This window comes from Streptomyces sp. NBC_00704 (genome assembly GCF_036226605.1).
Taxonomy (GTDB): domain Bacteria; phylum Actinomycetota; class Actinomycetes; order Streptomycetales; family Streptomycetaceae; genus Streptomyces.
In genome coordinates this window covers 2,321,255-2,345,019 of the sequence record NZ_CP109000.1, presented here as the reverse complement: position 1 = coordinate 2,345,019, position 23,765 = coordinate 2,321,255, and the positions used below count along the sequence as shown (strand labels likewise).

At 74.2% G+C, this 23,765-nt stretch carries 21 protein-coding genes and 1 pseudogene; 12 read left to right on the top strand and 10 right to left on the bottom strand.

Features of this window, described 5'->3' with window-relative positions:
* The first annotated feature begins 113 nt into the window (after positions 1-113).
* From OG802_RS10370 to OG802_RS10360, 3 genes are read left to right on the top strand one after another with little or no spacing between them, the layout of a single operon-like run.
* The gene (locus OG802_RS10370; RefSeq protein ID WP_329409335.1) at positions 114-1,664 is read left to right on the top strand and encodes a glycosyltransferase family 4 protein; all 1,551 of its coding nucleotides are present in this window, start codon (positions 114-116) and stop codon (positions 1,662-1,664) included.
* Positions 1,658-2,401 (top strand): class I SAM-dependent methyltransferase, encoded by a 744-nt coding sequence (locus tag OG802_RS10365; RefSeq protein WP_329409333.1) that lies wholly within the window; start codon positions 1,658-1,660, stop codon positions 2,399-2,401. Before OG802_RS10370 ends, OG802_RS10365 begins: the two co-directional genes overlap by 7 nt.
* Positions 2,398-3,468, top strand: coding sequence for a prenyltransferase/squalene oxidase repeat-containing protein (locus OG802_RS10360; RefSeq protein ID WP_329409331.1), 1,071 nt, complete (start codon positions 2,398-2,400; stop codon positions 3,466-3,468). The genes OG802_RS10365 and OG802_RS10360 overlap by 4 nt, the downstream gene beginning before the upstream one ends.
* Positions 3,469-3,545: 77 nt before the next feature.
* On the opposite strand, the gene OG802_RS10355 is transcribed toward OG802_RS10360, so the two are convergent.
* The 5 genes from OG802_RS10355 to OG802_RS10335 all read right to left on the bottom strand — a co-directional run bounded on the left by OG802_RS10355 (position 3,546) and on the right by OG802_RS10335 (position 8,007).
* Complete coding sequence (locus OG802_RS10355) at positions 3,546-3,836, bottom strand: hypothetical protein (RefSeq protein WP_057583141.1); 291 nt, start codon at positions 3,834-3,836, stop codon at positions 3,546-3,548.
* A gap of 80 nt (positions 3,837-3,916) precedes the next feature.
* Positions 3,917-4,927, bottom strand: a complete 1,011-nt coding sequence (locus OG802_RS10350) for an LLM class F420-dependent oxidoreductase (protein WP_329409327.1) — start codon at positions 4,925-4,927, stop codon at positions 3,917-3,919.
* A 116-nt stretch (positions 4,928-5,043) separates the two neighbouring features.
* Entirely contained in the window at positions 5,044-5,871 is an 828-nt protein-coding gene (locus OG802_RS10345) for a hypothetical protein (protein WP_329409325.1), read from the bottom strand.
* Positions 5,872-6,044: 173 nt separating this feature from the next.
* The gene (locus OG802_RS10340) at positions 6,045-7,016 is read right to left on the bottom strand and encodes an N-acetylmuramoyl-L-alanine amidase (RefSeq protein ID WP_329409324.1); all 972 of its coding nucleotides are present in this window, start codon (positions 7,014-7,016) and stop codon (positions 6,045-6,047) included.
* Positions 7,017-7,158: 142 nt separating this feature from the next.
* Positions 7,159-8,007: an NAD(P)H-binding protein gene (locus OG802_RS10335; protein ID WP_329409322.1), complete on the bottom strand. Its 849-nt coding sequence runs from the start codon at positions 8,005-8,007 to the stop codon at positions 7,159-7,161.
* A 150-nt stretch (positions 8,008-8,157) separates the two neighbouring features.
* Here OG802_RS10335 and OG802_RS10330 point away from each other — a divergent pair, with 150 nt between their 5' ends.
* The 3 genes from OG802_RS10330 (at position 8,158) to OG802_RS10320 (ending at position 11,681) form a co-directional block, all read left to right on the top strand.
* Complete coding sequence (locus OG802_RS10330; RefSeq protein ID WP_329409320.1) at positions 8,158-8,979, top strand: TetR/AcrR family transcriptional regulator; 822 nt, start codon at positions 8,158-8,160, stop codon at positions 8,977-8,979.
* Between the two features lie 120 nt (positions 8,980-9,099).
* Positions 9,100-10,842 (top strand): MFS transporter, encoded by a 1,743-nt coding sequence (locus OG802_RS10325; RefSeq protein ID WP_329409318.1) that lies wholly within the window; start codon positions 9,100-9,102, stop codon positions 10,840-10,842.
* 137 nt (positions 10,843-10,979) lie between these two features.
* The gene (locus tag OG802_RS10320) at positions 10,980-11,681 is read left to right on the top strand and encodes a class I SAM-dependent methyltransferase (protein ID WP_329409316.1); all 702 of its coding nucleotides are present in this window, start codon (positions 10,980-10,982) and stop codon (positions 11,679-11,681) included.
* Positions 11,682-11,804: 123 nt separating this feature from the next.
* On the opposite strand, the gene OG802_RS10315 is transcribed toward OG802_RS10320, so the two are convergent.
* Together OG802_RS10315 and OG802_RS10310 are read right to left on the bottom strand one after the other, a co-directional pair.
* Entirely contained in the window at positions 11,805-12,437 is a 633-nt protein-coding gene (locus tag OG802_RS10315; protein WP_329417016.1) for a response regulator transcription factor, read from the bottom strand.
* Between the two features lie 356 nt (positions 12,438-12,793).
* A pseudogene (locus OG802_RS10310) lies at positions 12,794-14,176 on the bottom strand (sensor histidine kinase); the annotation flags it as partial.
* 474 nt (positions 14,177-14,650) lie between these two features.
* On the opposite strand from OG802_RS10310, the gene OG802_RS10305 reads away from it, so the two are divergent.
* The 3 genes from OG802_RS10305 to OG802_RS10295 all read left to right on the top strand — a co-directional run bounded on the left by OG802_RS10305 (position 14,651) and on the right by OG802_RS10295 (position 17,827).
* Positions 14,651-15,508, top strand: coding sequence for a MaoC/PaaZ C-terminal domain-containing protein (locus tag OG802_RS10305; RefSeq protein ID WP_329409313.1), 858 nt, complete (start codon positions 14,651-14,653; stop codon positions 15,506-15,508).
* Between the two features lie 201 nt (positions 15,509-15,709).
* Positions 15,710-16,786: a Zn-dependent alcohol dehydrogenase gene (locus OG802_RS10300; protein WP_329409311.1), complete on the top strand. Its 1,077-nt coding sequence runs from the start codon at positions 15,710-15,712 to the stop codon at positions 16,784-16,786.
* A gap of 72 nt (positions 16,787-16,858) precedes the next feature.
* On the top strand, positions 16,859-17,827 hold the full coding sequence (locus OG802_RS10295) for a 3-oxoacyl-ACP reductase (protein WP_329409310.1): 969 nt from the start codon (positions 16,859-16,861) through the stop codon (positions 17,825-17,827).
* A 195-nt stretch (positions 17,828-18,022) separates the two neighbouring features.
* Here the strand turns inward: OG802_RS10295 and OG802_RS10290 are convergent, their stop codons facing one another.
* Both OG802_RS10290 and OG802_RS10285 read right to left on the bottom strand, forming a co-directional pair.
* Complete coding sequence (locus tag OG802_RS10290; RefSeq protein ID WP_329409308.1) at positions 18,023-18,205, bottom strand: hypothetical protein; 183 nt, start codon at positions 18,203-18,205, stop codon at positions 18,023-18,025.
* Positions 18,206-18,302: 97 nt separating this feature from the next.
* Entirely contained in the window at positions 18,303-19,478 is a 1,176-nt protein-coding gene (locus tag OG802_RS10285) for a hypothetical protein (RefSeq protein WP_329417015.1), read from the bottom strand.
* A gap of 413 nt (positions 19,479-19,891) precedes the next feature.
* On the opposite strand from OG802_RS10285, the gene OG802_RS10280 reads away from it, so the two are divergent.
* From OG802_RS10280 to OG802_RS10270, 3 genes are read left to right on the top strand one after another with little or no spacing between them, the layout of a single operon-like run.
* On the top strand, positions 19,892-20,758 hold the full coding sequence (locus tag OG802_RS10280) for a Nif3-like dinuclear metal center hexameric protein (protein WP_329409307.1): 867 nt from the start codon (positions 19,892-19,894) through the stop codon (positions 20,756-20,758).
* A complete protein-coding gene (locus tag OG802_RS10275) occupies positions 20,755-21,498 on the top strand; it encodes a zinc ribbon domain-containing protein (protein ID WP_329417014.1) in 744 nt (247 codons plus the stop codon). Before OG802_RS10280 ends, OG802_RS10275 begins: the two co-directional genes overlap by 4 nt.
* A gap of 24 nt (positions 21,499-21,522) precedes the next feature.
* Positions 21,523-22,968, top strand: coding sequence for a bifunctional RNase H/acid phosphatase (locus OG802_RS10270; RefSeq protein WP_329409304.1), 1,446 nt, complete (start codon positions 21,523-21,525; stop codon positions 22,966-22,968).
* Here the strand turns inward: OG802_RS10270 and eda are convergent.
* Positions 22,943-23,608, bottom strand: coding sequence for a bifunctional 4-hydroxy-2-oxoglutarate aldolase/2-dehydro-3-deoxy-phosphogluconate aldolase (gene eda, locus OG802_RS10265; RefSeq protein ID WP_329409303.1), 666 nt, complete (start codon positions 23,606-23,608; stop codon positions 22,943-22,945). The genes OG802_RS10270 and eda overlap by 26 nt on opposite strands.
* Positions 23,609-23,765: the final 157 nt, after the last annotated feature.

Genomic DNA, 23,765 nt, shown 5'->3' with positions numbered 1-23,765 from the left:
CGCTCGTACCTGCCGGTAGATTCAGAGCCTCCCGAACGATCAAGTCTGAAACTTGTTCTAGATTAGCGTCCCACGTAGTCTCGCGGGACAATGCAGGCAGAAGGGGGCCCGGGGTGACCGCTGAGGCCAGTCAGGCAGGGTCTCGGCATGACCTTGCCGCTGACGGCGGGCGACCGCTCAAGATCGCGCTCCTCACCTACAAGGGAAACCCGTTCTGCGGGGGCCAGGGCGTCTACGTACGGCATCTCTCGCGCGAACTCGCCCGGCTCGGGCACAGCGTCGAGGTGATCGGTTCGCAGCCCTATCCGGTCCTCGACCCGGGCCACGAGGACCGGCTGTCGCTGACCGAGCTGCCCAGCCTCGACCTCTACCGCCAGCCGGACCCCTTCCGCACTCCCGGCCGGGGCGAGTACCGCGACTGGATCGACGCCCTCGAAGTGGCGACGATGTGGACCGGAGGGTTCCCCGAGCCGCTGACCTTCTCGCTGCGCGCCCGCCGCCATCTGCGCGCCCGCCGCGGCGAGTTCGACGTCGTGCACGACAACCAGACCCTGGGCTACGGCCTGCTCGGCGACGTCGGCGCGCCCCTGGTCACCACCATCCACCACCCCATCACCGTCGACCGGCAGTTGGAGCTGGACGCGGCCGAGGGGTGGCGGCGCCGGTACTCCGTGCGGCGCTGGTACGGCTTCACCGCCATGCAGAAGCGCGTCGCCCGCCGCCTGCCCTCCGTGCTCACCGTGTCCGGCACCTCCCGCCAGGAGATCGTCGACCACCTCGGCGTCCGCGACGACCGCATCCACGTCGTCCACATCGGCGCCGACACCGACCTGTTCTCGCCGAATCCCGCCGTGGCGCGGATACCGGGCCGGATCGTGACGACGTCCAGCGCGGACGTGCCGCTCAAGGGCCTCGTCCATCTCGTCGACGCCCTGGCGAAGACGCGCACCGAGCACCCGCACGCGCACCTGGTCGTCGTCGGCAAGCGCCCGCAGGAAGGGCCGGTCGCCCAATCGATCGAGCGGTACGGCCTCGAAGGGGCCGTCGAGTTCGTCAAGGGCATCTCCGACGCCCAACTGGTCGACCTGGTGCGCTCGGCGGAAGTCGCCTGCGTGCCGTCGCTCTACGAGGGCTTCTCCCTGCCGGCCGCCGAGGCCATGGCCACGGGCACCCCGCTGCTCGCCACGACCGGCGGGGCGATCCCCGAGGTCGCCGGGCGCGACGGGGAGACCTGCCTGGCCGTGCCGCCCGGCGACGCGGGGGCGCTCGCCGCGGGCCTGGGCCGGCTGCTCGGCGACCCCGCACTGCGGGCCCGGCTCGGCGCGGCCGGACGGCAGCGGGTGCTGGAGCGGTTCACCTGGGCACGGGCGGCCGAGGGGACCGTGGCCCGCTACCGCGAGGCGATGGCCGACGACCGCCGCACCCGCCGCGCCCCCGGGTCCTCCCCGGCTCCCGCATCCTCGCCGGCTCCCGGGTCCGCGCCGAGCCGTTCCGGCGCCGTCACAGCCGACGCGGGCACGGCAGCGTCCCCCGCGGCCGCCGTGGTGACCGCGGCGCTCGCCGCTCCCTCCGCTCCCGAGGCCGTCGACGCCCGGGCCACCGGCGGCGCTCCCGCCGCCGACGTAACCGAAGCATCCGATCGCGAAAGCAGGGCCACGTGCTGACCGTCGACTTCTCCCGGTTCCCGCTCGCCCCGGGAGACCGGGTCCTCGACCTCGGCTGCGGGGCCGGCCGGCACGCCTTCGAGTGCTACCGGCGCGGCGCGCAGGTGGTGGCCCTCGACCAGAACGCCGAGGAGATCCGCGAGGTCGCCAAGTGGTTCGCGGCGATGAAGGACGCCGGGGAGGCCCCCGAGGGCGCGACCGCCACCGCCATGGAGGGCGACGCCCTCGCCCTGCCCTTCCCCGACGAGTCCTTCGACGTCGTCATCATCTCCGAGGTCATGGAGCACATACCGGACGACAAGGGCGTCCTCGCGGAGATGGTGCGCGTGCTGAAGCCGGGCGGCCGCATCGCGATCACCGTCCCGCGCTACGGCCCCGAGAAGGTCTGCTGGACGCTCTCCGACGCTTACCACGAGGTCGAGGGCGGCCACATCCGCATCTACAAGGCGGATGAACTCCTCGGCAAGATCCGCGAGGCCGGCCTCAAGCCGTACGGCACCCACCACGCCCACGCGCTGCACTCGCCGTACTGGTGGCTCAAGTGCGCGTTCGGCGTCGACAACGACAAGGCGCTGCCGGTGCGCGCCTACCACAAGCTGCTGGTGTGGGACATCATGAAGAAGCCGCTGGCGACCCGCGTCGCCGAGCAGGCGCTGAACCCGCTCATCGGCAAGAGCTTCGTGGCCTACGCGACCAAGCCGCATCTGCCCACGCTGGCCGAGGCGGACGCCAAGTGACGACGCCCCGGACAGAACACCTCGTCCTGACCGGGGTCCTCACCGCCGAGCAGGCCGCCGCGACCGTCGCCGGCATCCTCGCCGTGCAGCGTGAGGACGGCGCCATCCCGTGGTTCCGCGGCCACCACCTCGACCCGTGGGACCACACCGAGGCCGCCATGGCGCTGGACGCGGCCGGCGAGCACGAGGCCGCCGAGCGCGCCTACGACTGGCTGGCCCGGCACCAGAACGATGACGGCTCCTGGTTCGCGGCCTACCAGGACGGCGACTTCGACGCCGTCACCGACCGGGGGCGCGAGACGAACTTCGTGGCCTACGTCGCCGTCGGCGTCTGGCACCACTACCTGTCCACCGGCGACGACACCTTCCTCGACCGCATGTGGCCGACCGTGTACGCGGCGATCGAGTACGTGCTGCGGCTCCAGCAGCCCGGCGGGCAGATCGGCTGGCGGCGCGACGACGACGGCACGCCGACCGCCGACGCGCTGCTCACCGGCTCCTCCTCGATCCACCAGGCGCTGCGCTGTGCGCTCGCCGTCGCCGAACAGCGCGAAGAGCCGCAGCCCGACTGGGAGTTGGCGGCGGGCGCCCTGCGGCACGCCATACGACGGCACCCGGAACGGTTCCTCGACAAGGGCCGCTACTCGATGGACTGGTACTACCCCGTCCTGGGCGGCGCGCTGACCGGCGCGGAGGCCAAGGCCCGCATCGAGGCGGACTGGGACCGGTTCGTCGTCCCCGGCCTGGGCGTGCGCTGCGTGGTGCCCAACCCCTGGGTGACGGGCGGCGAGTCGGCCGAACTCGCCCTCGCGCTGTGGGTGATGGGCGAGTCCGACCGGGCGCTGGAGATCCTCCAGGCGATCCAGCACCTCCGGGACGCGGAGTCGGGGCTGTACTGGACCGGGTTCGTGTTCGAGGACGACGCGATCTGGCCCCGGGAGCTGACCAGCTGGACGGCGGGCTCGCTGCTGCTCGCCGTCGCGGCCCTGGGCGGCCACGAGGCCACCTGCGCCGTCTTCGGCGGAGAGCAGCTGCCCTCCGGACTGGAAGCGGACTGCTGCGCCTGAGCGGTACTCGGGCCTCAGAACCGAGGCCGCTCAGGACTCAAGACGCAGGCCGGGCCCCAGCGTTCAGGAGGCGGGCCTCAGTGGCGGTGGACGCGGTTCGCGATGGCGTGGCCGACGAACAGGTACACCACCGCCGCCAGGCCGTAACCGGCCACGACCCGGGCCCACGCCTCGTCGAACGTGAAGAGGTCACGGGACCAGCCGGCCAGCCAGTTGGCCGCGTGGTGGACGAACTGGACCAGGTCGTTGCCCCGGTTGGCGTCCAGCAGATACATGAGGATCCAGAGCCCCAGGATGACGGCCATGACGTCCGCGACGACCGCTATGACCGTTCCTGCCGAGTTGGAACCACTGCGATATCGAGACATGCCATCCGGATTGCCGTTCGATTCCGAATGAAACCTCGGCCGCGCGGGGCCACGTGCCGATCCCGGTCGCTCGCCGGCCCTCAGGAGTTCAGCTCCGCCAGCACCCGCAGCGAGACCGGGTCCGGCGCCACCGCCAGCAGGTCCGTCACCGGGCCCTTGCGCCACGACTCCAGCCGCTCCGCGATGCGTTCGCGCGGTCCGACGAGGGAGATCTCGTCGGCGAACGCGTCCGGCACGGCGAGCACGGCCTCCTCGCGACGGCCCGTCAGGAACAGCTCCTGGACCCGCCGTGCCTCCTCCTCGTACCCCATGCGCGCCATCAGGTCGGCGTGGAAGTTGCGGGTGGCGTGCCCCATGCCGCCGATGTAGAAGCCGAGCATGGCCTTGACCGCGAGCAGCCCCTCGGCGACGTCGTCGCACACCGTGACCCGTGCCATCGGGGCCACCCGGAAGCCCTCCGGCAGCTCCCGCACCGCCGGCCCGTACGCGTCCGGCCGGCTCGGCGACCAGTACAGCGGCAGCCAGCCGTCGGCGATCCGCACGGTCTGCGCGACGTTCTTCGGCCCCTCTGCCCCGAGCAGCACCGGCAGGTCCGGCCGCAGCGGGTGGGTGATGGACTTCAGGGCCCTGCCCAGCCCGGTCGCGTCGGGGCCCCGGTAGGGGAGGGGGTGGAACCGGCCCTCCGACTCGACCGGCGCCTCCCGCCGCAGCACCTGCCGGACGACGTCCACGTACTCGCGGGTCGCGGTCAGCGGCGACGCGGGGAAGGGGCGGCCGTACCAGCCCTCGACGACCTGCGGGCCGGACAGCCCGAGGCCCAGCGTCATCCGTCCCCCGGACAGATGGTCCAGGGTGAGGGCGTGCATCGCGGTCGTGGCGGGGGAGCGGGCCGCCATCTGCGCGACCGCCGTGCCCAGCCCGATCCGTGAGGTGCGGGCGGCGATCCAGGTGAGCGGCGTGAAGGCGTCCGAGCCCCAGGACTCCGCCGTCCACACCGAGTCGTATCCGAGCCGCTCCGCCTCCCGGGCCAGCTCCACATGGTCCGCGGAGGGGCCGCGGCCCCAGTAGCCGAGCGCCAGACCGAGCCGCATCACAGCCTCCTGACGGTCCGTCAGTCACAGGGGTCTGCGACTGTACGACAACGGCCCCCCGCCCGGAAGGGCGAGGGGCCTGCTTGCCGTCGTGCGACGCCCCGCGGGGCGGACGGTCAGCCGCGCTGGATGCCGGAGGCGTCCCGCAGCACACCGCGCCGGCCGTCCTGGGTCTGTGCGACGAGACCCTGGGCGCCCTGCTCGACGGCCAGGTACCAGGTGCCCGGAGCCAGTTCGGCGATCGGCGTCGGCGCGCCGTCCTCCGCGTACAGCGGACGCGGCACCGGCACGGCGAACCAGAACGGCGAGAAGTCGCCGGACGCCGGCTGCGCCGGACCCGGCTGCCCGCCGAACGACTGCCCGGCCGGCTGACCGGGCTGGCCCGGCTGCGGCTGACCGCCGAACGCCGACGGCTGCGGCGCGCCCGGGTAGCCGTAACCGGCGGGCGGCTGCGCACCGTAGGGCTGCGGAGCCTGCGGCTTCGGCGCCGGGACGAGACCGGCCTGGAGGGCGGGCACCAGCGGCGTGGCGACGGCGGCGCCGGCCAGGACCAGCGTGGCGATGAGGGCGAGGATCAGACCCGCGCCGGCGTCGGGGGCGTTCGAGCTGTCGCCGACGTTGTCGTAACCGCCGGACGGGTCGAAGATGTTGCCGAGGGCGCTCCACGCCGCGAAGACCGTGAACGCCACGCCGAACTGACGCAGCTCGAGTCCGAAGACCTTGGGCGGCTGCGGCAGCCCCCTGCTGACGACCACGAGAGCGGCGCCGATGATCCCCGCGAGCACGACGCCGAACAGCACGGGCCCGCTGTTCCAGAGGTTCGGCAGGTCGTAGCTGTCAGGGATCCCGTCGATCGAGTAGTTGTCGAGGAACGACGCGACGAACAGCAGTACCGCTGCTCCGATCACCACGCCGTCGCCTCGAGTGAGGGAGCGGATATTCACTTCAGGTCCTTCGTCAGTCGTCTCGTCATCGGCACACGCATGCACATATCGGTAGAGGCGTCGCTGTCACCAGATCGCCGTCGGCCCCGGTGTGAGCGCGGGGGTGGCCCCTCATCGTAGGGACGACATTATCGTCCGCACGATCGCGCTGTCCGCCGGGATCCGCGCCCAGGTCACGACCCGTGCAGGAAACTCACGATTCCCTCAGACATCCCTTGCGCCGCCTTCTGCCGCCACACGCCACTGGTCAGCAGCGCAGCGTCCTTGCTATCGCGCATGTTGCCGCACTCGATGAACACCTTGGGAACCGTTGACAGATTGAGACCGCCGAGGTCCCTGCGCGTGACGAGACCGGTTCCGTCTCCGATGTAGTTGGACGCCGAAGTGCCCGTCGAACGGGCGAAGTCGCTCGCGATCAGCTTCCCGAGGTCCTTCGACGGGCCGGCGACGGCCCGGGTGTCCGCGGCGCCCGCGTGCACCGCGGCCGGCAGGATCACATGGAAGCCGCGGTTGCCGGCCGCCGAGCCGTCGGCGTGGATCGAGACGACCGCGTCGGCGTGCGCCGTGTTCCCGATGCGGGCGCGCTCGTCGACGCACGGCCCGAACGGCCGGTCCCCGTCCTGCGTCAGCTTCACCGTCGCGCCCTGCCGCTGGAGCAGCGTGCGCAGCCGGTGGGCGACGTCCAGCGTGAACTCGGCCTCGCTGTAACCGGCGTTCGTGGCCGTCCCGGTGGTGTCGCACTCCTTGCGGTTGGTGCCGATGTCCACCTGCCGGCCGATCTCGCCGGTGTGCCGTGCGTTGGCGGGGTTGTGCCCCGGATCGATGACGACGACCTTGCCGGTGAGAGGGGCGGCGGCGCTGCTCGGCGGCGCGGAGAGGGTGCCCGGCCGGTCGTCGCCGGCCGCGGCGGTCCCCGGACCGCTCGCCGGGGCGCTGGAGACGCCCGCTCCCGCCCGCGCCCCGCCCGGCCCGCCGTCCCCGCCGCTCCCGGTCCCGCCCAGCGCCTCGTACGCCAGCCAGCCCAGCAGCGCGCCGGGCACGAGCGCGGCGAGCGCCACGGTCAGCGGACGGCGCAGCCGCGACCGCCGGGGCCGGTAGGGGTCGGAGGGACCGTAGGGGTCGGAGGGCGGGCCTGAGTACGACACGCCTGTCACCCTAACCGGCGCCTCTCACGGGCACCTCGGACGCGTCACCTCCGCCGACGCGTACGCGGCGCCCGGTGGGGACCGGGCCGACCGGCTCCTTCGCGGCGTGCCTTTCCCCGGGTCCGTAAGGCCGGCCGGTCGCTCAGGGCGCGGTGAAGTCGGCGATGTGGTCGGCGGCCCAGACGGTGAAGGGGCGGGCGGGGTGGCCGGTCAGTTCCTCGACATCGCGGGTGAGGGCGACGGGCCTGCCGTCCGTGGACCGCCACCAGGCGAGGAGGGCGTCGGCGTAGGCGGCCGGGACGTGCTCGGCCGTCTCCTTCTTCCACTGCTCCGGGGTGACGTGCTCGTACGCGATCGCCAGGCCGGTGACGGCGGAGAGGCGGTCGATCTGCTCGGCGAACGTCAGCGACTCGGGTCCGGTGAGGGTGAACCGGCCGCCGCGGAACCGGGGGTCGGTGAGCGCGGCACGGGCGGCCTCGGCGACGTCCTTCTCGTGGACGGGGTCGGTGTGGGCGCCCGGGAACGGCAGGGTGATGGGGCTTCCGGACCGGATGGGCCAGGCCCAGGCGGTGGCGTTGGAGGCGAAGGCGCCCGGCCGCAGGAGGGTGGTCTCGATCGGGGAGTCGAGCAGGGCGCGCTCCACGGCCAGGTGGGAGGCGGCCAGCGCGTCGTCCTTCGGCTCGGAGCCGAGCAGCCCCAGGACGCTGGAGCTGGACAGCACCACGACATGGGCGACCCCGGCCCGCCGGGCGTGCTCGGCGAAGTCGTCGACGCGCTCGGCGCTCGCGTAGAGGAAGACGGAGGTGACGCCGGCCAGCGCGGCCGGGAAGGTCGCGGGGTCGGTGAGGTCGAGCGCGACCGTCTCGACGCCGGGCGGCGGGGCGAGGTCGGCGGGCCGGGCGGAGCCGACCCGCAGGGGCAGACCGTCCGCGTGCAGCAGCGCGAGCAGCTCGGTGGCGATCGCGCCGCGGCCGCCGGTGATCAGGATCATGTGGTTCCCCCTGGGGAGTCGGGTGGGTGAACGCGTCGGCGAACGCTGTTCGTGGCGAACGGTGTTCGTTGGCGTTCATGCGGCACGCTAGGAAACGAACGGTGTTCGTGTCAAAAGGTTTGCGGTCCGTGCGCGGATACCCTCTCCTCCGTGACCCGCGTGACCTCCGAACTTCCCGAGCCGCCCGAGCAGCCCGAGCCGCCCGACGACTCCGAGCCGCCCCGGGCCGCTGTGCCGCCGGTGGACTCCGAGCCGCCCGCGGCCTCGGGGGCCGTCGGCTCGCGGTCGTCCGCCGCCGCCGCCGCGGCGGCCGCCGGGCCGGTCAGCCGGCGTGCGCGGCCGGCGAAGGCGCCTCTCAGCCGGGAGCTGATCGTGCGCACGGGGCTGGCCATCCTCGACCGCGAGGGCCTGGACGCGCTCACCATGCGCCGGGTCGCCAGGGAGCTGGACACCGGGCCCGCCTCCCTCTACGTCTATGTCGCCCACCGCGAGGACCTGATGGCGGCGATGCTGGACGAGGCGCTCGCGCTGGTCCCGCTCACCGCGCCGGGCACCTGGCGCGAGCAGTTGCGGGCCCTGGTCGCGGCGGGCGTCGAGGCGATGGGCCGGCACGAGGGGCTGGCCGCCGTCGCGCTCGGCGCGATCCCCACCGGCGACAACGCCCTGCTCGTCCTCGACCGCGTGCTCGCCCTCCTCAAGCAGGGGGGCCTGGACGACGTCACCGCCGCCTGGGCCGTCGATCTGCTCTACCTCCACATGGCCGCGGCCGCCGCCGAACACAGCGCCCGCGCCTCGCGGGGCGGCGACGAGAGCGGCGTCGTGGCGGACGCCGAACGCCGGTACGCGGCCCTGCCCGCCGACCGCTACCCGACGATCACCGCGTTGCGGCCCGCCCTGTTCTCGTCCGGCGACCGGGACTCCTGGGGTCTGGACGTGCTGCTGAACGGCATCCTGGGGACGCCGGCCCGCTGAGCGGTTGCGTCAAGAGACGATAAAGAAATCGTTAGTACGCCGAAGCATCGGAATAGTTGCCCGTGCATACAGGTTCAGCTCCCATGTAATCGCCGAACCACCGCCCGGAGGCACCTCCTCATGACGCACACGACCACCGATCGGCCGACCCGCGAGGCGAGCGGAGCCGTGGTACCGGTCCTCGCCTTCGCGGGCATCGTGGTCGCGGTGATGCAGACCCTGCTGGTCCCCGTCATCAAGGACCTGCCGCAGCTCCTGGGCACCGCGCCCAGCAACGCCACCTGGGTCCTGACCTCGACCCTGCTGTCGGGGGCCGTGGCCACCCCGATCATGGGCCGCCTCGGCGACCTGTTCGGCAAGCGGCGCATGCTGATAGCCAGCCTCGCCGTGATGGTCGTCGGCGCGCTGGTCAGCGCGCTCACCAGCGACCTGCTCACCATGATCGCCGGGCGCACCCTCCAGGGCTTCGCCATGGGCGCGATCCCGCTCGGCATCGGCCTGATGCGGGACATGCTGCCCCGCGAGAAGCTCGGCTCGGCGATGGCCCTGATGAGCTCCTCGATCGGCGTCGGCGGCGGCCTCGCGCTGCCGCTCGCGGCCCTGATCGCCCAGCACGCCGACTGGCACGCCCTGTTCTACGGCGCCGCCGGCCTCGGCGTGCTCGCCATCGTCCTCACCCTCCTCGTCGTCCCCGAGTCGCCGGCGCGCGCCGAGGGCACCTTCGACGTCGCGGGCGCGATCGGCCTCACCATCGGTCTCGTCCTCTTCCTGCTGCCCATCACCAAGGGCAGCGACTGGGGCTGGACCTCCGGCACCACCCTCGGCCTGTTCGCCGCCGCCGCCGTCGTCCTCGTCCTGTGGGGCGTGATGGAGCTGCGCGTGAAGGCGCCGCTGGTCGACCTGCGCACCACGGCCCGTCCGGCCGTCCTGTTCACCAACCTGGCCTCGATCATGGTCGGCGTCTCGTTCTACGTCGTCTCCCTGGTCCTGCCGCAGCTGCTCCAGCTCCCGAAGGCCACCGGCTACGGCCTCGGCCAGTCGATGGTCGTCGCCGGACTGCTGGTCGCGCCGCTCGGCCTGACGATGATGGTCACCGCGCCCGTCTACGCCCGGCTGTCCGCCAAGTACGGCCCCAAGTTCACCCTGATCCTGGGCATGCTGATCATCGCGATCGGCTACGGCGCGGGCCTCGGGCTGATGAGCGCCGCCTGGCAGAGCCTCGTCATCGCGGTCGTCCTCGGCGCGGGCATCGGCCTCGCCTACTCCTCGCTGCCCGCGCTGATCGTCGGCGCGGTCCCGGCCTCCGAGACCGGCGCCGCCAACGGCCTCAACACCCTGATGCGCTCCATCGGCACGTCGGTGTCCAGCGCCGTCATCGGCATGGTGCTGGCCAACACCGCGAACGACGTCGGCGGCGTCGCCGTCCCGACCATGCACGGCTTCCGCGTGTCCTTCCTGATCGCCACGGCCGCCGTCGCGGTGGGCCTCGTCCTCGCCCTGTTCCTGCCCCGGCAGCAGCGTCCGTCGGCCGTGCCGCAGCTGCGCGCCAGCAGCGAGGAGGACGCCAACCTGGAGCGCGCCGAGCAGGCCCTGCGGGGCTTCCGCGGCCGGGTCCTGGACGCCGGCGGCGCCCCGGTCGCCCGCGCCAAGGTCACCCTCATCGACCGCCGCGGCCGCCAGGCGGGCGCCACCCTCTCGCAGGATGACGGCAGCTACGCCCTCGCGGTCCCGGCCCAGGGCGCCTACGTCCTCGCCGCGAAGGCCGCGGGCCACGGCCCGCTCGCCAGCTCCGCGACCCACGCGGGCGACGAGCGGCCCGTCGACCTGGACCTGGCCCTGCCGGGCGAGACGGTCAACGCCTGACCGCACCGGCGCGCCGGGCACGGTGAGCGCCGTCCCCGGCAGTCCTGGCCCCCTCCTTTCCGCACCCCCTGTCGCGACGGCGCCGGGGGGTGCGGCAGCATGGGCGCCCACACCCCCGTACCACCGGAAGGACCCCCATGACCGCGACCCCCGCGACCGTTGCGCCCGAGCGCGAGATCCTGGCCGCGTTCGAGGCGGCCAAGGGGTTCATGCCCGTGGACGAGGGACTCGCGCTGTACGCGGCCGCCGTCGAGGCGGGCGCGCTCGGGCTGCCGCTGCTGGAGGTCGGCACCTACTGCGGACGGTCCACGATCCTGCTCGCGGACGCCGCCCGCCGGGCCGGGGTGAGCGCCCTGACGCTCGACCACCACCGAGGCAGCGAGGAGCAGCAGCCCGGCTGGGAGTACCACGACCCGGAGACGGTCGACCCGGAGATCGGCCTGATGGACACACTGCCCGCCTTCCGCCGGACCCTGCACCGGGCGGGCCTGGAGGAGCACGTGGTCGCGCTCGTCGGACGGTCGCCGCAGATCGCCGCGTTCTGGAACTCGCCCCTCGGGCTCGTCTTCGTGGACGGCGGCCACACCGACGAGCACGCGAGCGCCGACTACGAGGGCTGGGCGCCGCACGTCGCCGAGGGCGGACTCCTCGTCATCCACGACGTGTTCCCGGACCCGGTCGACGAGTTCACCGGCCAGGCCCCCTACCGCGTCTACCTGCGCGCCCTGGAGTCCGGGGCCTTCACCGAGGTCTCGGCCACCGGCTCGCTGCGCGTGCTGCGCCGCGCGGGCGGCACGGGCGGCGCGGTCGCCGAGGCCGTCGAGGCCGCCGGACTGTAGGGGGCGCAGGACGCCCTCGGGCCTGTCCGCCGGGTACCCGCCGGGTGCCGGCGCCTGCCCGACGGGTGCCGCCGGCCGTCCGCTGCCCGCTGCCCGTCTCGGGGCCGGGTCTGCGGCCGGGGCCTACAGCCAGCCCTGCTGCCGGGCCTCGCGCATCGCCTCCATGCGGTTGCGCGTGCCCGTCTTGCCGATGGCGGAGGACAGGTAGTTGCGGACCGTGGACTCCGACAGGTGCAGCCGTGCGGCGATGTCGGCGACCGTCGCGCCGTCGACGGACGCCTTCAGGACGTCGCGCTCACGGGCGGTCAGCGGATCGGGACCGGCGCTCAGCGCGGCGGCGGCCAGCGCCGGGTCGACGACCGTCTCGCCGGTCAGCACCCGGCGGATCGCCGCCGCCAGCTCCTCCACGGGACCGTCCTTGACCAGGAAGCCCGCTGCCCCGGCCTCCATCGCCCGGCGCAGATAGCCGGGCCGGCCGAACGTCGTCAGGATCAGCACCCGGCAGTCGGGGGCCTGTTCCCGCAGCTCGGCGGCCGCGTCCAGACCGCTCATGCCCGGCAGTTCGATGTCGAGGAGCGCGATGTCGGGGCGGTGCAGGAGGGCCGCGTCGACGATCACGTCGCCCGCGCCCACCTGGGCGACCACCTCGATGTCGGGTTCGAGGCCCAGCAGCAGGGCCAGCGCGCCGCGCATCATCCCCTGGTCCTCCGCGAGCAGCACCCTGATCGACTTGGCGGGGCGGTGAGGGCGGGGCATCTCGTTCACGGGCCCGCCCGGCGTCTCGTTCACGGCCCAAGGTTAGGGCCGACGGCGACGGACGGCACCGTCCCGACGGATTCCGGCGCCGCGGACGACGCCGCCTCGCCCCGAATCCCGCCCCGGCCCGCCCTGCCGTCCACCGCCCGGCCCGCGTTCCCGTCGGCGTTCCCGTTGCCGGTGTCGTTGCCGTCCTGGTCCGGGGTCGCGCCGCCGTTCCCGTGGCCGTCCCCGCTGTCGGTCCCGATGCCGGTGTCGGTCCCGGTGCCGGTGTCGTCCGGGTCGCCGTCCGTCGTCGTACTGCCGCTCACCGGGCGTCCCGCCGTCAGCCCCCTCCGCGACCCGGCCCGTGACCCGGCCCGCGACCCGGCCCGTGTCTCGGGCCGCGTCCCGGCCCCTGTCTCGTCCTGCGACCCGGCCTGCGGTCCGGCCGGGGTCCGCTCCGCCGGTTCGACCGGCAGTTCCGCCGTGACCGTGAAGCCGCCGCGCGGGTCCGGGCCCGCCGTCAGGGAGCCGCCCGCCGCCGCGAGGCGCTCGCGCAGGCCGGTCAGGCCGGTGCCGCCGCCGGGGGCGCGGCCGTCGTCGCCGGTCGCGTCCGGCCGGCCGCGGCCGTCGTCCGTGACCGTCAGCCGGATCCGCTCCGGGGCGGCCGCGAGCGTGATCAGGCACCGGGTCGCGCCGCTGTGCCGGACGACGTTGGTGACCGCCTCGCGCACCACCCAGCCCAGCAGCGCCGAACTCTGCGGGTCCGGCGGCGGCCCGGACCGCGTCACCGACGGCTCGACCCCCGCCGCCGTGAGCGCCGAGCGGGCCCGGTCCAGCTCGCCGGCCAGGCTTCCCTCGCGGTAGCCGGTGACCGCCTCCCGGATCTCGGTCAGCGCCTGGCGGCCGACCGCCTCGATGTCCGTCACCTGGGCGAGGGCCGCGTCCATGTCACGCGGGGCCAGACGCCGGGCCGCCTCCGACTTCACCACGATCACCGAGAGGGTGTGGCCGAGCAGGTCGTGCAGATCGCGCGAGAAGCGCAGCCGCTCCTCCTCCACCGCCCGGCGGGCCAGCTCCTCGCGGGCCGCGCGCAGCTCCCGCACGGCCTCCGAGAGGGAGAGGATCGCGGCCGTCACCATCGTCGAGATCCAGGTGGCGTAGGCGATCGTCAGGCCGTCCCAGCCGTCGTGGAGGGCCGAGACCACCCCCGCCACCACCGCCAGCCCGGTCCCGATGCCGCGCAGGTGGGGGCCGCGCAGGGCCGCGCCCGTCGCGAGGCCCAGCAGCGGGAAGAACAGCAGCCAGCTGTCGCCGTAGGCGAGCGCGAGACCGCAGGTCACCAGGGCCATCAGGGCCAGCGCCACCCGGGTGGAGGCCGCGCGCCGGGTCTCCTTCACGAAGGAGCGGAAGGTGACGTAGATGTAGAGGGAGTTGAACGTCAGCAGGCCGAGGACGCCGATCCACGGGTTCGGGGTCTCGCCGTGGAACAGGTTGGCGATGGCCCCCATCCCCATCAGCAGCCACGGCATCAGCGTGAAGCCGCTGGCGGGCGGGCCCGCTTCGTCGTCGGGGATCCGCCGTGCCGGGCAGCCGCGCCCGTCTCCCGCCTTGTGGGCCGCCCGGTACCGGTCCTTGAGGTCCTCCTTGTCCGCCTTCCACTGCCGCTGCCGCTCCCGGGCCTGCCGGAAGGCCGAGCGCCAGGCGGCCCGGCGGCACGCCCGCGCACGCCGCCACTCCTCGAACGACCTTGTCATGGTCCCGTCCCCGTTTCCGTCTCCCGTGTCCACCGCACCCGTGTCGTGCGGCCGGTTCCGACGCTACGGGCCCGGGCCCGGACGCGGCAGGGCCGGGATGTACGGGCCCGGCCGGTACAAATGTCACCGGCGGCGCCGGCCCCCGGACCCGGCCGGAGAGCATGCCGGGGACTGCCGGAGACGTGCCGGGGACGACTGTTTCTGACGTACCGTCAGGTGTCGCCCGTCAGGTCTCTTCACAAGTGCCGGGGCCTGGGCTATACAGGGGATCGCCGCACTGGAACGCGTTCTAGATCTGTTCCCGTTCCCTGGATCCGCTCTCGTTCCGCGGATCCGTTCCCGTTCCGCGGGGGACGGAGCGGGGGACGGAGGACGCGGTCCGCGGCCCGTGGCGACCTCGGTGCGGCCGATCGGTGCGGACGGCCGTGCCGAGGTCTCGACACGATCCGAGCGATCCGAGCGATCAGGAGCCCCATGCCCATCGACGCAGCCAAGGCGCTCGCCGCCGAACCCCGGACCGGCGAGATCGCCTGGGACCGCCGGGACGTCCAGCTGTACCACCTCGGCATCGGCGCGGGCGTCCCCGCCACCGACCCCGACGAACTGCGGTACACGCTGGAGTCGCGCCTGCACGTCCTGCCGAGCTTCGCCACGGTCGCGGGGTCCGGATCGCCCGGGGTGATCAGCAGTCTGTCCATGCCCGGCGTCGAGGTCGACCTCGCCCGCGTCCTGCACGGCGGCCAGCGCCTGGAGATCCACCGGCCCCTCCCGGTCGAGGGCCGCGCCACCGCCACCGGGCACATCGCGGCCGTGTACGACAAGGGCAAGGCCGCCGTCCTCGTCATGCGGACCGAGGCCGCCGACGCGGACGGACCGCTGTGGACCAACGACGCGCAGATCTACGTCCGCGGCGAGGGCGGCTGGGGCGGCGACCGCGGCCCTTCCGCCCGGCCCGGCCCGCCCGCCGGCGATCCCGACAAGGAGGTGGAGCGGGCCGTCCGCGAGGACCAGGCGCTCCTCTACCGCCTCTCCGGCGACTACAACCCGCTGCACGCCGACCCGGACTTCGCGAAGTCCGCCGGTTTCGACCGGCCCATCCTGCACGGCCTGTGCACCTACGGGATCACGCTCAAGGCGGTCGTCGACACGCTGCTCGACGGGGACGTCACGAGGGTGCGCGGTTACGCGACGCGGTTCGCCGGGGTGGTCTTCCCGGGGGAGACCCTGCGCATCCGGATGTGGCGCGGCGAGGGGTCGGTCCGGGTGACGGTCGGGGCCGTGCAGCGGGACGACGCGCCGGTCCTCGTCGACACGGTCGTCGAGCACGCCTGACCACCGCCGTCACCGCCGTCACCGCTGGCACCACTGGCGCCGCCATCTGCCATCACCACCGGCACCGGCACCGGCGCAATCACCACCATCACCATCACCACCGGCACCGCCACAGCCGTCACCGTCACCACCACCTCCTGTGCCGTCCCGGCCGCCGGAGGCGTCCGAGGGGACCGGAGAGGAACAGAGGGGAGCCGCACCATGCGCGCAGCCGTACTGCACGAGATCGGTCAGGACAAGCTGGAGGTCCTCGACGACGTCGAGGCGGTGGGCTTCGGCCCCGGCCGGGTCAGGATCCGGGTGCGGGCCACCGGGCTGTGCCACTCGGACCTCTCCGCGATGAGCGGGGTGCTGCCGCAGCCCGCGCCGTTCGTGCCCGGTCACGAGGGCGCGGGCGAGATCCTGGAGGTCGGGGAGGGAGTCACCCGGGTGAAGCCCGGCGACCGGGTGGTCGTCTGCTGGCTGCCGGCCTGCGGAGCGTGCCCCGCGTGCAGGCGCGGCCAGACCGAACTGTGCCTGGCCGGGTTCATGAACGCCGGCACGCCCAACTTCCGCCGCCCCGGCGGGGACGTCTTCGGCTTCGCCGGCACCGGGACCTTCGCCGAGGAGGTCGTCGTCGACGCCGGCTGCGCGGTCCCCATCCCCGACGACGTCCCCTTCGACATCGCCGCGCTCATCGGATGCGGCGTGACGACCGGACTGGGCGCCGCGCTCAACACGGCGGACGTGGAGGCCGGTTCGTCGGTCGCCGTCATCGGCTGCGGGGGCGTCGGCATCTCCGCGATCCAGGGCGCGCGGCTCAAGGGCGCCGCCGAGATCGTCGCCGTCGACCCGGTCGCCTCACGGCGGGAGGCCGCGCTGAACTTCGGTGCCACGAAGGCCGTTTCACCGGAAGGGCTGCCCGGAGCGAAGCAACTCGTCACGGGCGGCGAGGGGTTCGACTACGTCTTCGAGGTCGTCGGCCGCTCCTCGACCGCGCGCACCGCCTACGAGAACACCCGGCGCGGCGGCACCCTCGTCGTGGTCGGCGCGGGCGCCATGGACGACTGCCTCCAGCTCAACATGTTCGAGCTGTTCTTCGACGAGAAGCGGATCCTGCCCTCGATGTACGGCGGCGGCGACGTCCTGCGCTCCTACGAGCGGACGATCTCCCTGTGGCGGGCCGGCCGGATCGACCTGTCGGGCCTGATCACGCACCGGGTGGCGCTCGCCGAGATCAACGAGGCCCTCGACCAGATGCGTACCGGGGCCGCGCTCCGTACGTGCATCGAGATCTGAGGCCGCCGCATGTCCCGGCACAGGTCCCACGGTGTCCAGGCGACGGACCCGTCCCACCCTGACTCCCCCCGCGTGTCCCGGCCGCTCGAGGGGCTGTCGGCGATCGTCACCGGCGCCGGGCGGGGGCTCGGCCGGGCCGAGGCGCTGGAACTGGCCCGGCTGGGCGCGTCCGTCGTCGTCAACGACTTCGGGCAGCCCGGCCGCGACGGTTCGGGCGAGGCGTCGGCCGGTCCCGCCGAGGAGGTGGCCCGCGAGATCCGGGAGGCGGGCGGCGCCGCGCTCGCCCACACCGGGGACGTCGCCGACTTCGCCCAGGCCCGGCAGCTCGTCGACACGGCGATCGCCGCGTTCGGCAAGCTCGACGTGCTCGTCAACAACGCGGGCATCCTGCGCGACCGCATGGTCTTCTCGATGGCCGAGGAGGAGTGGGACGCGGTCGTCCGGGTCCACCTCAAGGGCCACTTCAACACGACCCGGTTCGCCGCCGCGCACTGGCGTGAGCGGTCCAAGGCGTCGGGGGCGCCGGTGTACGGACGGATCGTGAACACCTCGTCGGAGGCGTTCCTCGCCGGGTCGGCCGGACAGCCCAACTACGCGGCGGCCAAGGGCGGGATCGTCGGGCTGACGACGTCCACGGCGCTCGCGCTCGCCAAGTACGGGGTGACGGCCAACGTCATCTGCCCGCGCGCCCGCACCCGGATGACGGAGGACGTCTTCGCCGGGCTGTCCGGACCCGAGGGCGGCGGGCTCGACCCGCTCGCCCCCGAGCACGTCGCCCCGCTGGTCGGCTATCTGGCCTCGCCGGCCGCCGCGCGGATCAACGGGCAGCTGCTGGTGGTGCACGGCGGCATGGTCGCCGTCGTCGAACGGCCGCGTGTGCGCGCGAAGTTCGACAGCAAGGAGGACGTGTTCGGCTTCGAGGAGCTGGACGCCGTGCTCGGCGCGCACTTCGCACAGCGCCCGCCCGGGGAGACGTTCGCGGCGGCGGAGGTACTGGGCCTGCGCCGCGGCGACGGCGACGGCGACGGCGACGACACGTAGGACCTGCGGCGCGGCGGCCGTGGCGCGCGGGACCTGTGGCGCGGCGGCCGTGGCACGTGCGGCGTGAGGGGTGCGGGCGTCGGGCGTGCGGAGCCGTGGGCGTCGGGCGTGCGGAGCTGTGGGGCGTCGGGCATGCGGAAGGGGCTCCGGCCGTCGTTGGACGGCCGGAGCCCCTTCGTTGTGCCTGGGGCGCCGTCAGACGGTCGCCTCCGCCCTGTCGTCGGCCCGGTTCTCGGTCCTGGGCTCGGTCGGCTTGCGGTGCCGGCCGTGCGGTGCCGCGTCGCCGTCCTGGGACGAGACCGGGCCCCGGTGCCGGCCGTGACCGGCCGTGTCCATGGAATCGGCGGACAGCGGCCGCATCGTACTGGTGTCGTTCATCGGAAAAGTTCACCCCGTCAACATGATCTTTCTTTACAGCCGGGCGATTTTATCCAGCACACCGAGGGGCGAATCCAGGCGGCCACGCCAACCGCGGCTAGTTCGTTACAAGGCCGCCCAGCGGGGCCTGTTGAAGGGGGATCGGACGGGGTGCGCAGGCCGTCGGCGGCACCGGCCCGGCCGCTTCCGCCGAGGCCGCGGACCCGTCGCCGGCGTCGGCTTCGGGCGGCGGCGCGACGGGCACGGACAGCGGCGCCACGCCGCACGGCTCGGCCCCGGTGGCGTACGGCAGACGCAGCACGCCCTGCGGCGTCCACAGCCCACTGCCCGTCAGCCATCCCTCGGGAGCGGCGAGTTGCAGCAGACGGCGCTCGCCGGGGCGCCAGACGCCGACCCAGGCGCCGAAGGGGCCGTCGATGCGCAGCGCCACCGCGCAGGCCTCCGGCAGCAGCATCTGGCCCGGCTGGATCGCGAACGGGGTGAGCACCAGGCCGGGCAGCCGCAGGCACTCCGGGAAGCGGACCGGCAGCGTGCTGCCGAGGACCCCCCAGCCCAGCCGGGTCTCGCCCGGCGACGGGGCGTCCGAGGCGATGAGCAGCAGGCCGCTGTCGGGGTCGGCCAGCAGCAGCCGGTCGTCGCTGTCGGCGGCGATCTGCAACAGGGGGGACACCTCGCCGCCGCGCTCCAGGTCCACCACGACGGTCTTCGTCCGGCCGGCGATCTCCCGGTCCAGCGCGAGCATGCGGCCCGTACGGTCCAGCCAGACGCCGCCGGAGCAGCGGCCGGGGATCTCGGCGAGGTGCTCGGGGCCGAAGGAACCGCCCGCCACCAGCCACACGCTCGTCGTGTACGCGCCGACGGCCAGGGCGTACGCCCGCTCGCCGCAGGGGGCCGGCGGCAGCAGGCGCAGCCCGGTCCCCTCGTCGGGGCACTCGACCGCGCCCAGCGGAAGCTCGCCCGTGTCCGGGCCGGTGGGATACAGCAGGGAGAAGGCGTGCCGCCCGTCCGTGAACCGCCGGATGAGGACCCGGCCGTCGGCCATCGGGTGCACCTGCGTGCCGGGCTCCTCTGGCTGGTTGCCGGGCAGCGGCACGGCATAGGGCTCGGGGCCGTCCAGCGTCCAGCGCTCCGGGAACCAGGAGTCGCCGTCGTCGCCCCGGGCGAGGCGGGCGGCATAGGCGCCGTTCGCCGTGATCACGCAGTCCCCGTGCGTCGGTGCGGGCTCGGGGATCGGGCCTTCCGCCGCGGCGGTCTCGATCGCACGGGCCGCCATCGGCGCCGGCAGCGGCATCGTCGTCGGCGTCGTCGTCGGCATCGGCATCGGCATCGTGGTGTCACCTCCGGCGACGAAGCTAGTTTTCGCACGTGCGGGCGTGGGACCTGTGAGCAGCCTTCTTCCCTCGAAGGAGTGGCGCAGAAGCGATTCGCCTGAGGTCGGAGCGGCGGGTATGCATCGCCGGGCCCCCTCCGCCGGGCCCACGAGCCGTCCGCGGCGGTCGCGGCGGTCGTCACGCAGGCCCCTCGGCCGGAGGCGCGCCTCCCGCCTCCGACCCTCTCGGTCCCGCGTCGGGGTCTCGTGCTCCGGCACGGTGCGGTGGACCCCGCCGGGGTCCGGCGGGCCGGTTCTCCCGAGGAGGGCGGTACGGGCGGTACGGGTGCGCAGAGGGGGCAGGTAGCCTTTTGCCCGTGCCCCGTCTGTCTGAAGTCATCGCCGCGCTCGAGACCCTGTGGCCCGCCGAGCGGGCCGAGTCCTGGGACGCGGTCGGCACGGTCGTGGGCGATCCCGGGCAGGAGGTCTCCCGGGTGCTGTTCGCGGTCGACCCCGTCCAGGAGATCGCCGAGGAGGCCGTGAGACTCGGCGCCGATCTGCTCGTCACCCACCACCCGCTGTATCTGCGCGGGACGACGACCGTCGCGGCGTCCACGTTCAAGGGCCGCGTCGTGCACACCCTCATCAAGAACGACGTCGCCCTGCACGTCGCCCACACCAACGCCGACAGCGCCGACCCCGGAGTCAGCGACGCCCTCGCGGGCGCCCTCGACCTGCGGGTCGTGGGCCCCCTCGTGCCGGACCCGACCGACGGCGACGGCCGTCGCGGTCTCGGGCGCGTCTGCGAACTCGACCACCCGGTCACCGTCCGCGAACTCGCCGCCCGCGCCGCCGAGCGGCTGCCCGCCACCGCGCAGGGCATCCGCGTGGCAGGCGACCCGGAGGCGCTCGTGCGGACCGTGGCCGTCAGCGGCGGCTCCGGCGACAGCCTCTTCGGGCAGGTCCGCGCGGCCGGCGTCGACGCCTTCCTCACCGCGGACCTGCGCCACCACCCGGTGTCCGAGTTCGTCGCGGCCGGCGCCCACCGTCCTCTCGCGCTGCTCGACGCGGCGCACTGGGCCACCGAGTGGCCCTGGTGCGAGCTGGCCGCGTCCCAGCTCGACGAGATCTCCGACCGGCGCGGATGGGACCTCCGGGTCCACGTCTCCCGCACGGTCACCGACCCCTGGACCGCCCACGCGGCGTCCGACCCCACCTCTAGCTCAACGGGAGCCCCCAACTGAACGCCGAGCCCGCCGACCAGATCCGACTCCTCGACGTCCAGGCCCTCGACGTCCGTCTGCAGCAGCTCGCGCACAAGCGCAGGTCCCTGCCCGAGCACGCCGAGATCGAGTCGCTGACCAAGGACCTCACGCAGCTGCGCGACCTCCTCGTCGCCGCGCAGACCGAGGAGGGCGACACCGCCCGCGAGCAGACCAAGGCCGAGCAGGACGTCGACCAGGTGCGCCAGCGTGCCGCCCGCGACCAGCAGCGGCTGGACTCCGGCGCCGTCACCTCCCCCAAGGACCTGGAGAACCTCCAGAGGGAGATCGTCTCCCTCGCCAAGCGCCAGGGGGACCTCGAGGACGTCGTCCTGGAGGTCATGGAGCGCCGCGAGAGCGCCCAGGAGCGGGTCGCCGAGCTGACCGAGCGGGTCGGCTCCGTCCAGGGGAAGATCGACGACGCCACCGCGCGCCGGGACGCGGCCGTCGAGCAGCTCGACGGCGAGGCGGCCACCGTGACGAAGGACCGCGAGGTCATCGCCGCGACCGTCCCCGCCGACCTGCTCAAGCTCTACGACAAGCTGCGCGAGCAGCAGGGCGGCATCGGCGCGGCCAAGCTCTACCAGCGCACCTGCCAGGGCTGCCGCCAGGAGCTGGCGATCACCGACATCAACGACATCCGCTCGGCCCCGCCCACCACGGTCGTCCGCTGCGAGAACTGCCGCCGCATCCTGGTGCGCACGTCCGAGTCCGGTCTGTAGCCGCGCCGCTGAGAGGCTTGTTCCGTGCGGGAGTTCATCGTCGAGGCGGACGGCGGGTCACGGGGCAACCCGGGGCCCGCGGGCTACGGCAGCGTGGTGATCGACGCGGCGACGGGGGAGACCCTGGCCGAGCGCGCCGAGTACATCGGCGTCGCCACCAACAACGTCGCCGAGTACCGGGGCCTGCTGGCCGGGCTGCGGGCCGCCCGTGAACTCGACCCGTCGGCGCGGGTGCGCGTGCGCATGGACTCCAAGCTGGTCGTCGAGCAGATGTCGGGCCGCTGGAAGATCAAGCACCCCGACATGAAACCGCTCGCCGCGGAGGCGGCCCGCGTGCTGCCGGCCGCGCAGGTCTCCTACGAGTGGATCCCGCGCGAACAGAACAAGCACGCCGACCGGCTGGCCAACGAGGCCATGGACGCGGGCAAGCGGGGCGAGCAGTGGGACGCCGGCGCGTCGAGGGCCGCGCTCGGCGCCCGGACCGCCGCGGCCCCGCCCGCTCTCGAGCCGTCAGGGCCGCCCGGCGACGCCGCCGCGGGCGCGGCCAGGGCCCGCGAGGCGCTGACCCGGACCCGCCGCGCCCCCGCCGCCGCGCCCCGGCCCGCCCCCTCCGCCGACGCCGCCTCCGACGCTTCCTCCGCCGACGCCGCCTCCGACGCTTCCTCCGCCGACGCTGCCGCCGCATCCGACGTCCGCGCCGCCGGTACCGTCGCCGCGTCCACCACCACGCCCGGTGTCTCCGCCGCCACCACGTCCGGCGTCTCCGCCGCCGCCACGTCCGGCGAGGCGCCCGGCGTCTCCGCCGCCGAGGCGCCCACCGTCGGCTGGGGCGCGGCACCCGACCTCGGGGCGCCCGCGACCTTCGTCCTCCTGCGGCACGGCGAGACGCCGCTCACCCCGCAGAAGCGGTTCTCCGGCAGCGGCGGCACGGATCCCTCGCTCTCGGACGTCGGCCGGGAGCAGGCCGAGCGGGTCGCCGCCGCACTCGCCCGCCGGGGCACCGTGCAGCACGTCCTCGCCTCCCCGCTGGCCCGCACGCGGGAGACCGCCGCCGTGGTCGCGGCCCGTCTGGGGCTGGACGTCACCGTCGACGACGGGCTGGTCGAGACGGACTTCGGCGCCTGGGAGGGACTGACCTTCGGCGAGGTCCGCGAGCGCTACCCCGACGACCTGAACGCCTGGCTGGCCGACCCGGAGGCCGAGCCGACCGGCGGCGGCGAGAGCTTCGCGGCGACCGCCGTGCGCATCGCGGCCGCCCGCGACAGACTGGCCGCGGCCTACGCGGGCCGCACGGTCCTGCTGGTCACCCACGTGACCCCGATCAAGACGTTCGTCCGCCTCGCCCTTGGCGCCCCGCCCGCGTCCCTGTTCCGCATGGAGCTGTCGGCCGCGTCGCTGTCGGCGGTGGCCTACTTCGCGGACGGCAACGCCAGCGTCCGCCTGTTCAACGACACGTCCCACCTGCGCTGAGCCGGGAGGCGGCACGCGCCAGGCCCTCGATCCGGGACCAGTCCCGTGCCGCGACCGCCTCCGCCGGGACCATCCAACTCCCGCCCACCCGGCGGACGTTGGGCAGGGCGAGGTACTCGGGCGCGTTGTCGGGGCCGATGCCGCCCGTGGGGCAGAAGCGGGCCTGCGGGAGCGGCCCGGCGAGCGAGCGCAGATAGCCGGTCCCGCCCGCCGCCTGCGCCGGGAAGAACTTCATGTCCCGCACGCCGCGTTCCAGCAGGGCGACGACCTCCGACGTGGTCGACACCCCGGGCAGGAACGGCAGCCCGCACGCGCGCATCGCCGTCAGCAGGACGTCCGTCCAGCCGGGGCTCACCAGGAAGCGCGCCCCGGCCCGCGCGCACGCCGTCACCTGCTCCGGCGAGATCACCGTCCCCGCCCCCACCACCGCGCCAGGGACCGACCCGGACATCTCCCGGATCGCGTCGAGCGCGGCCGGCGTCCGCAGCGTCACCTCGATCGCGGGCAGACCGCCCGCCACCAGCGCCCGCGCCAGCGGCACGGCGTCGGCGGCGTCCTCGACGACCACCACGGGCACCACCGCGGCCGGGGCGAGGTCCAGCACCGAGGCAGGCGGCGGCAGGGGCACGGCTGAGGTCATGCGCCTCATCCTGCCGTCGGCGAGCACCCTCCGCAAAGCCCATTGCACATGCTGCAACGCAACGCTGCGCTGTGGTGTGGTGTGGCGGTGTTCGGGCGGGGGTGTGGGCGTGGGCGGGCGCGCGGGTGCGGTTGGGTGTGGAGGGGTGTGGGCGTGC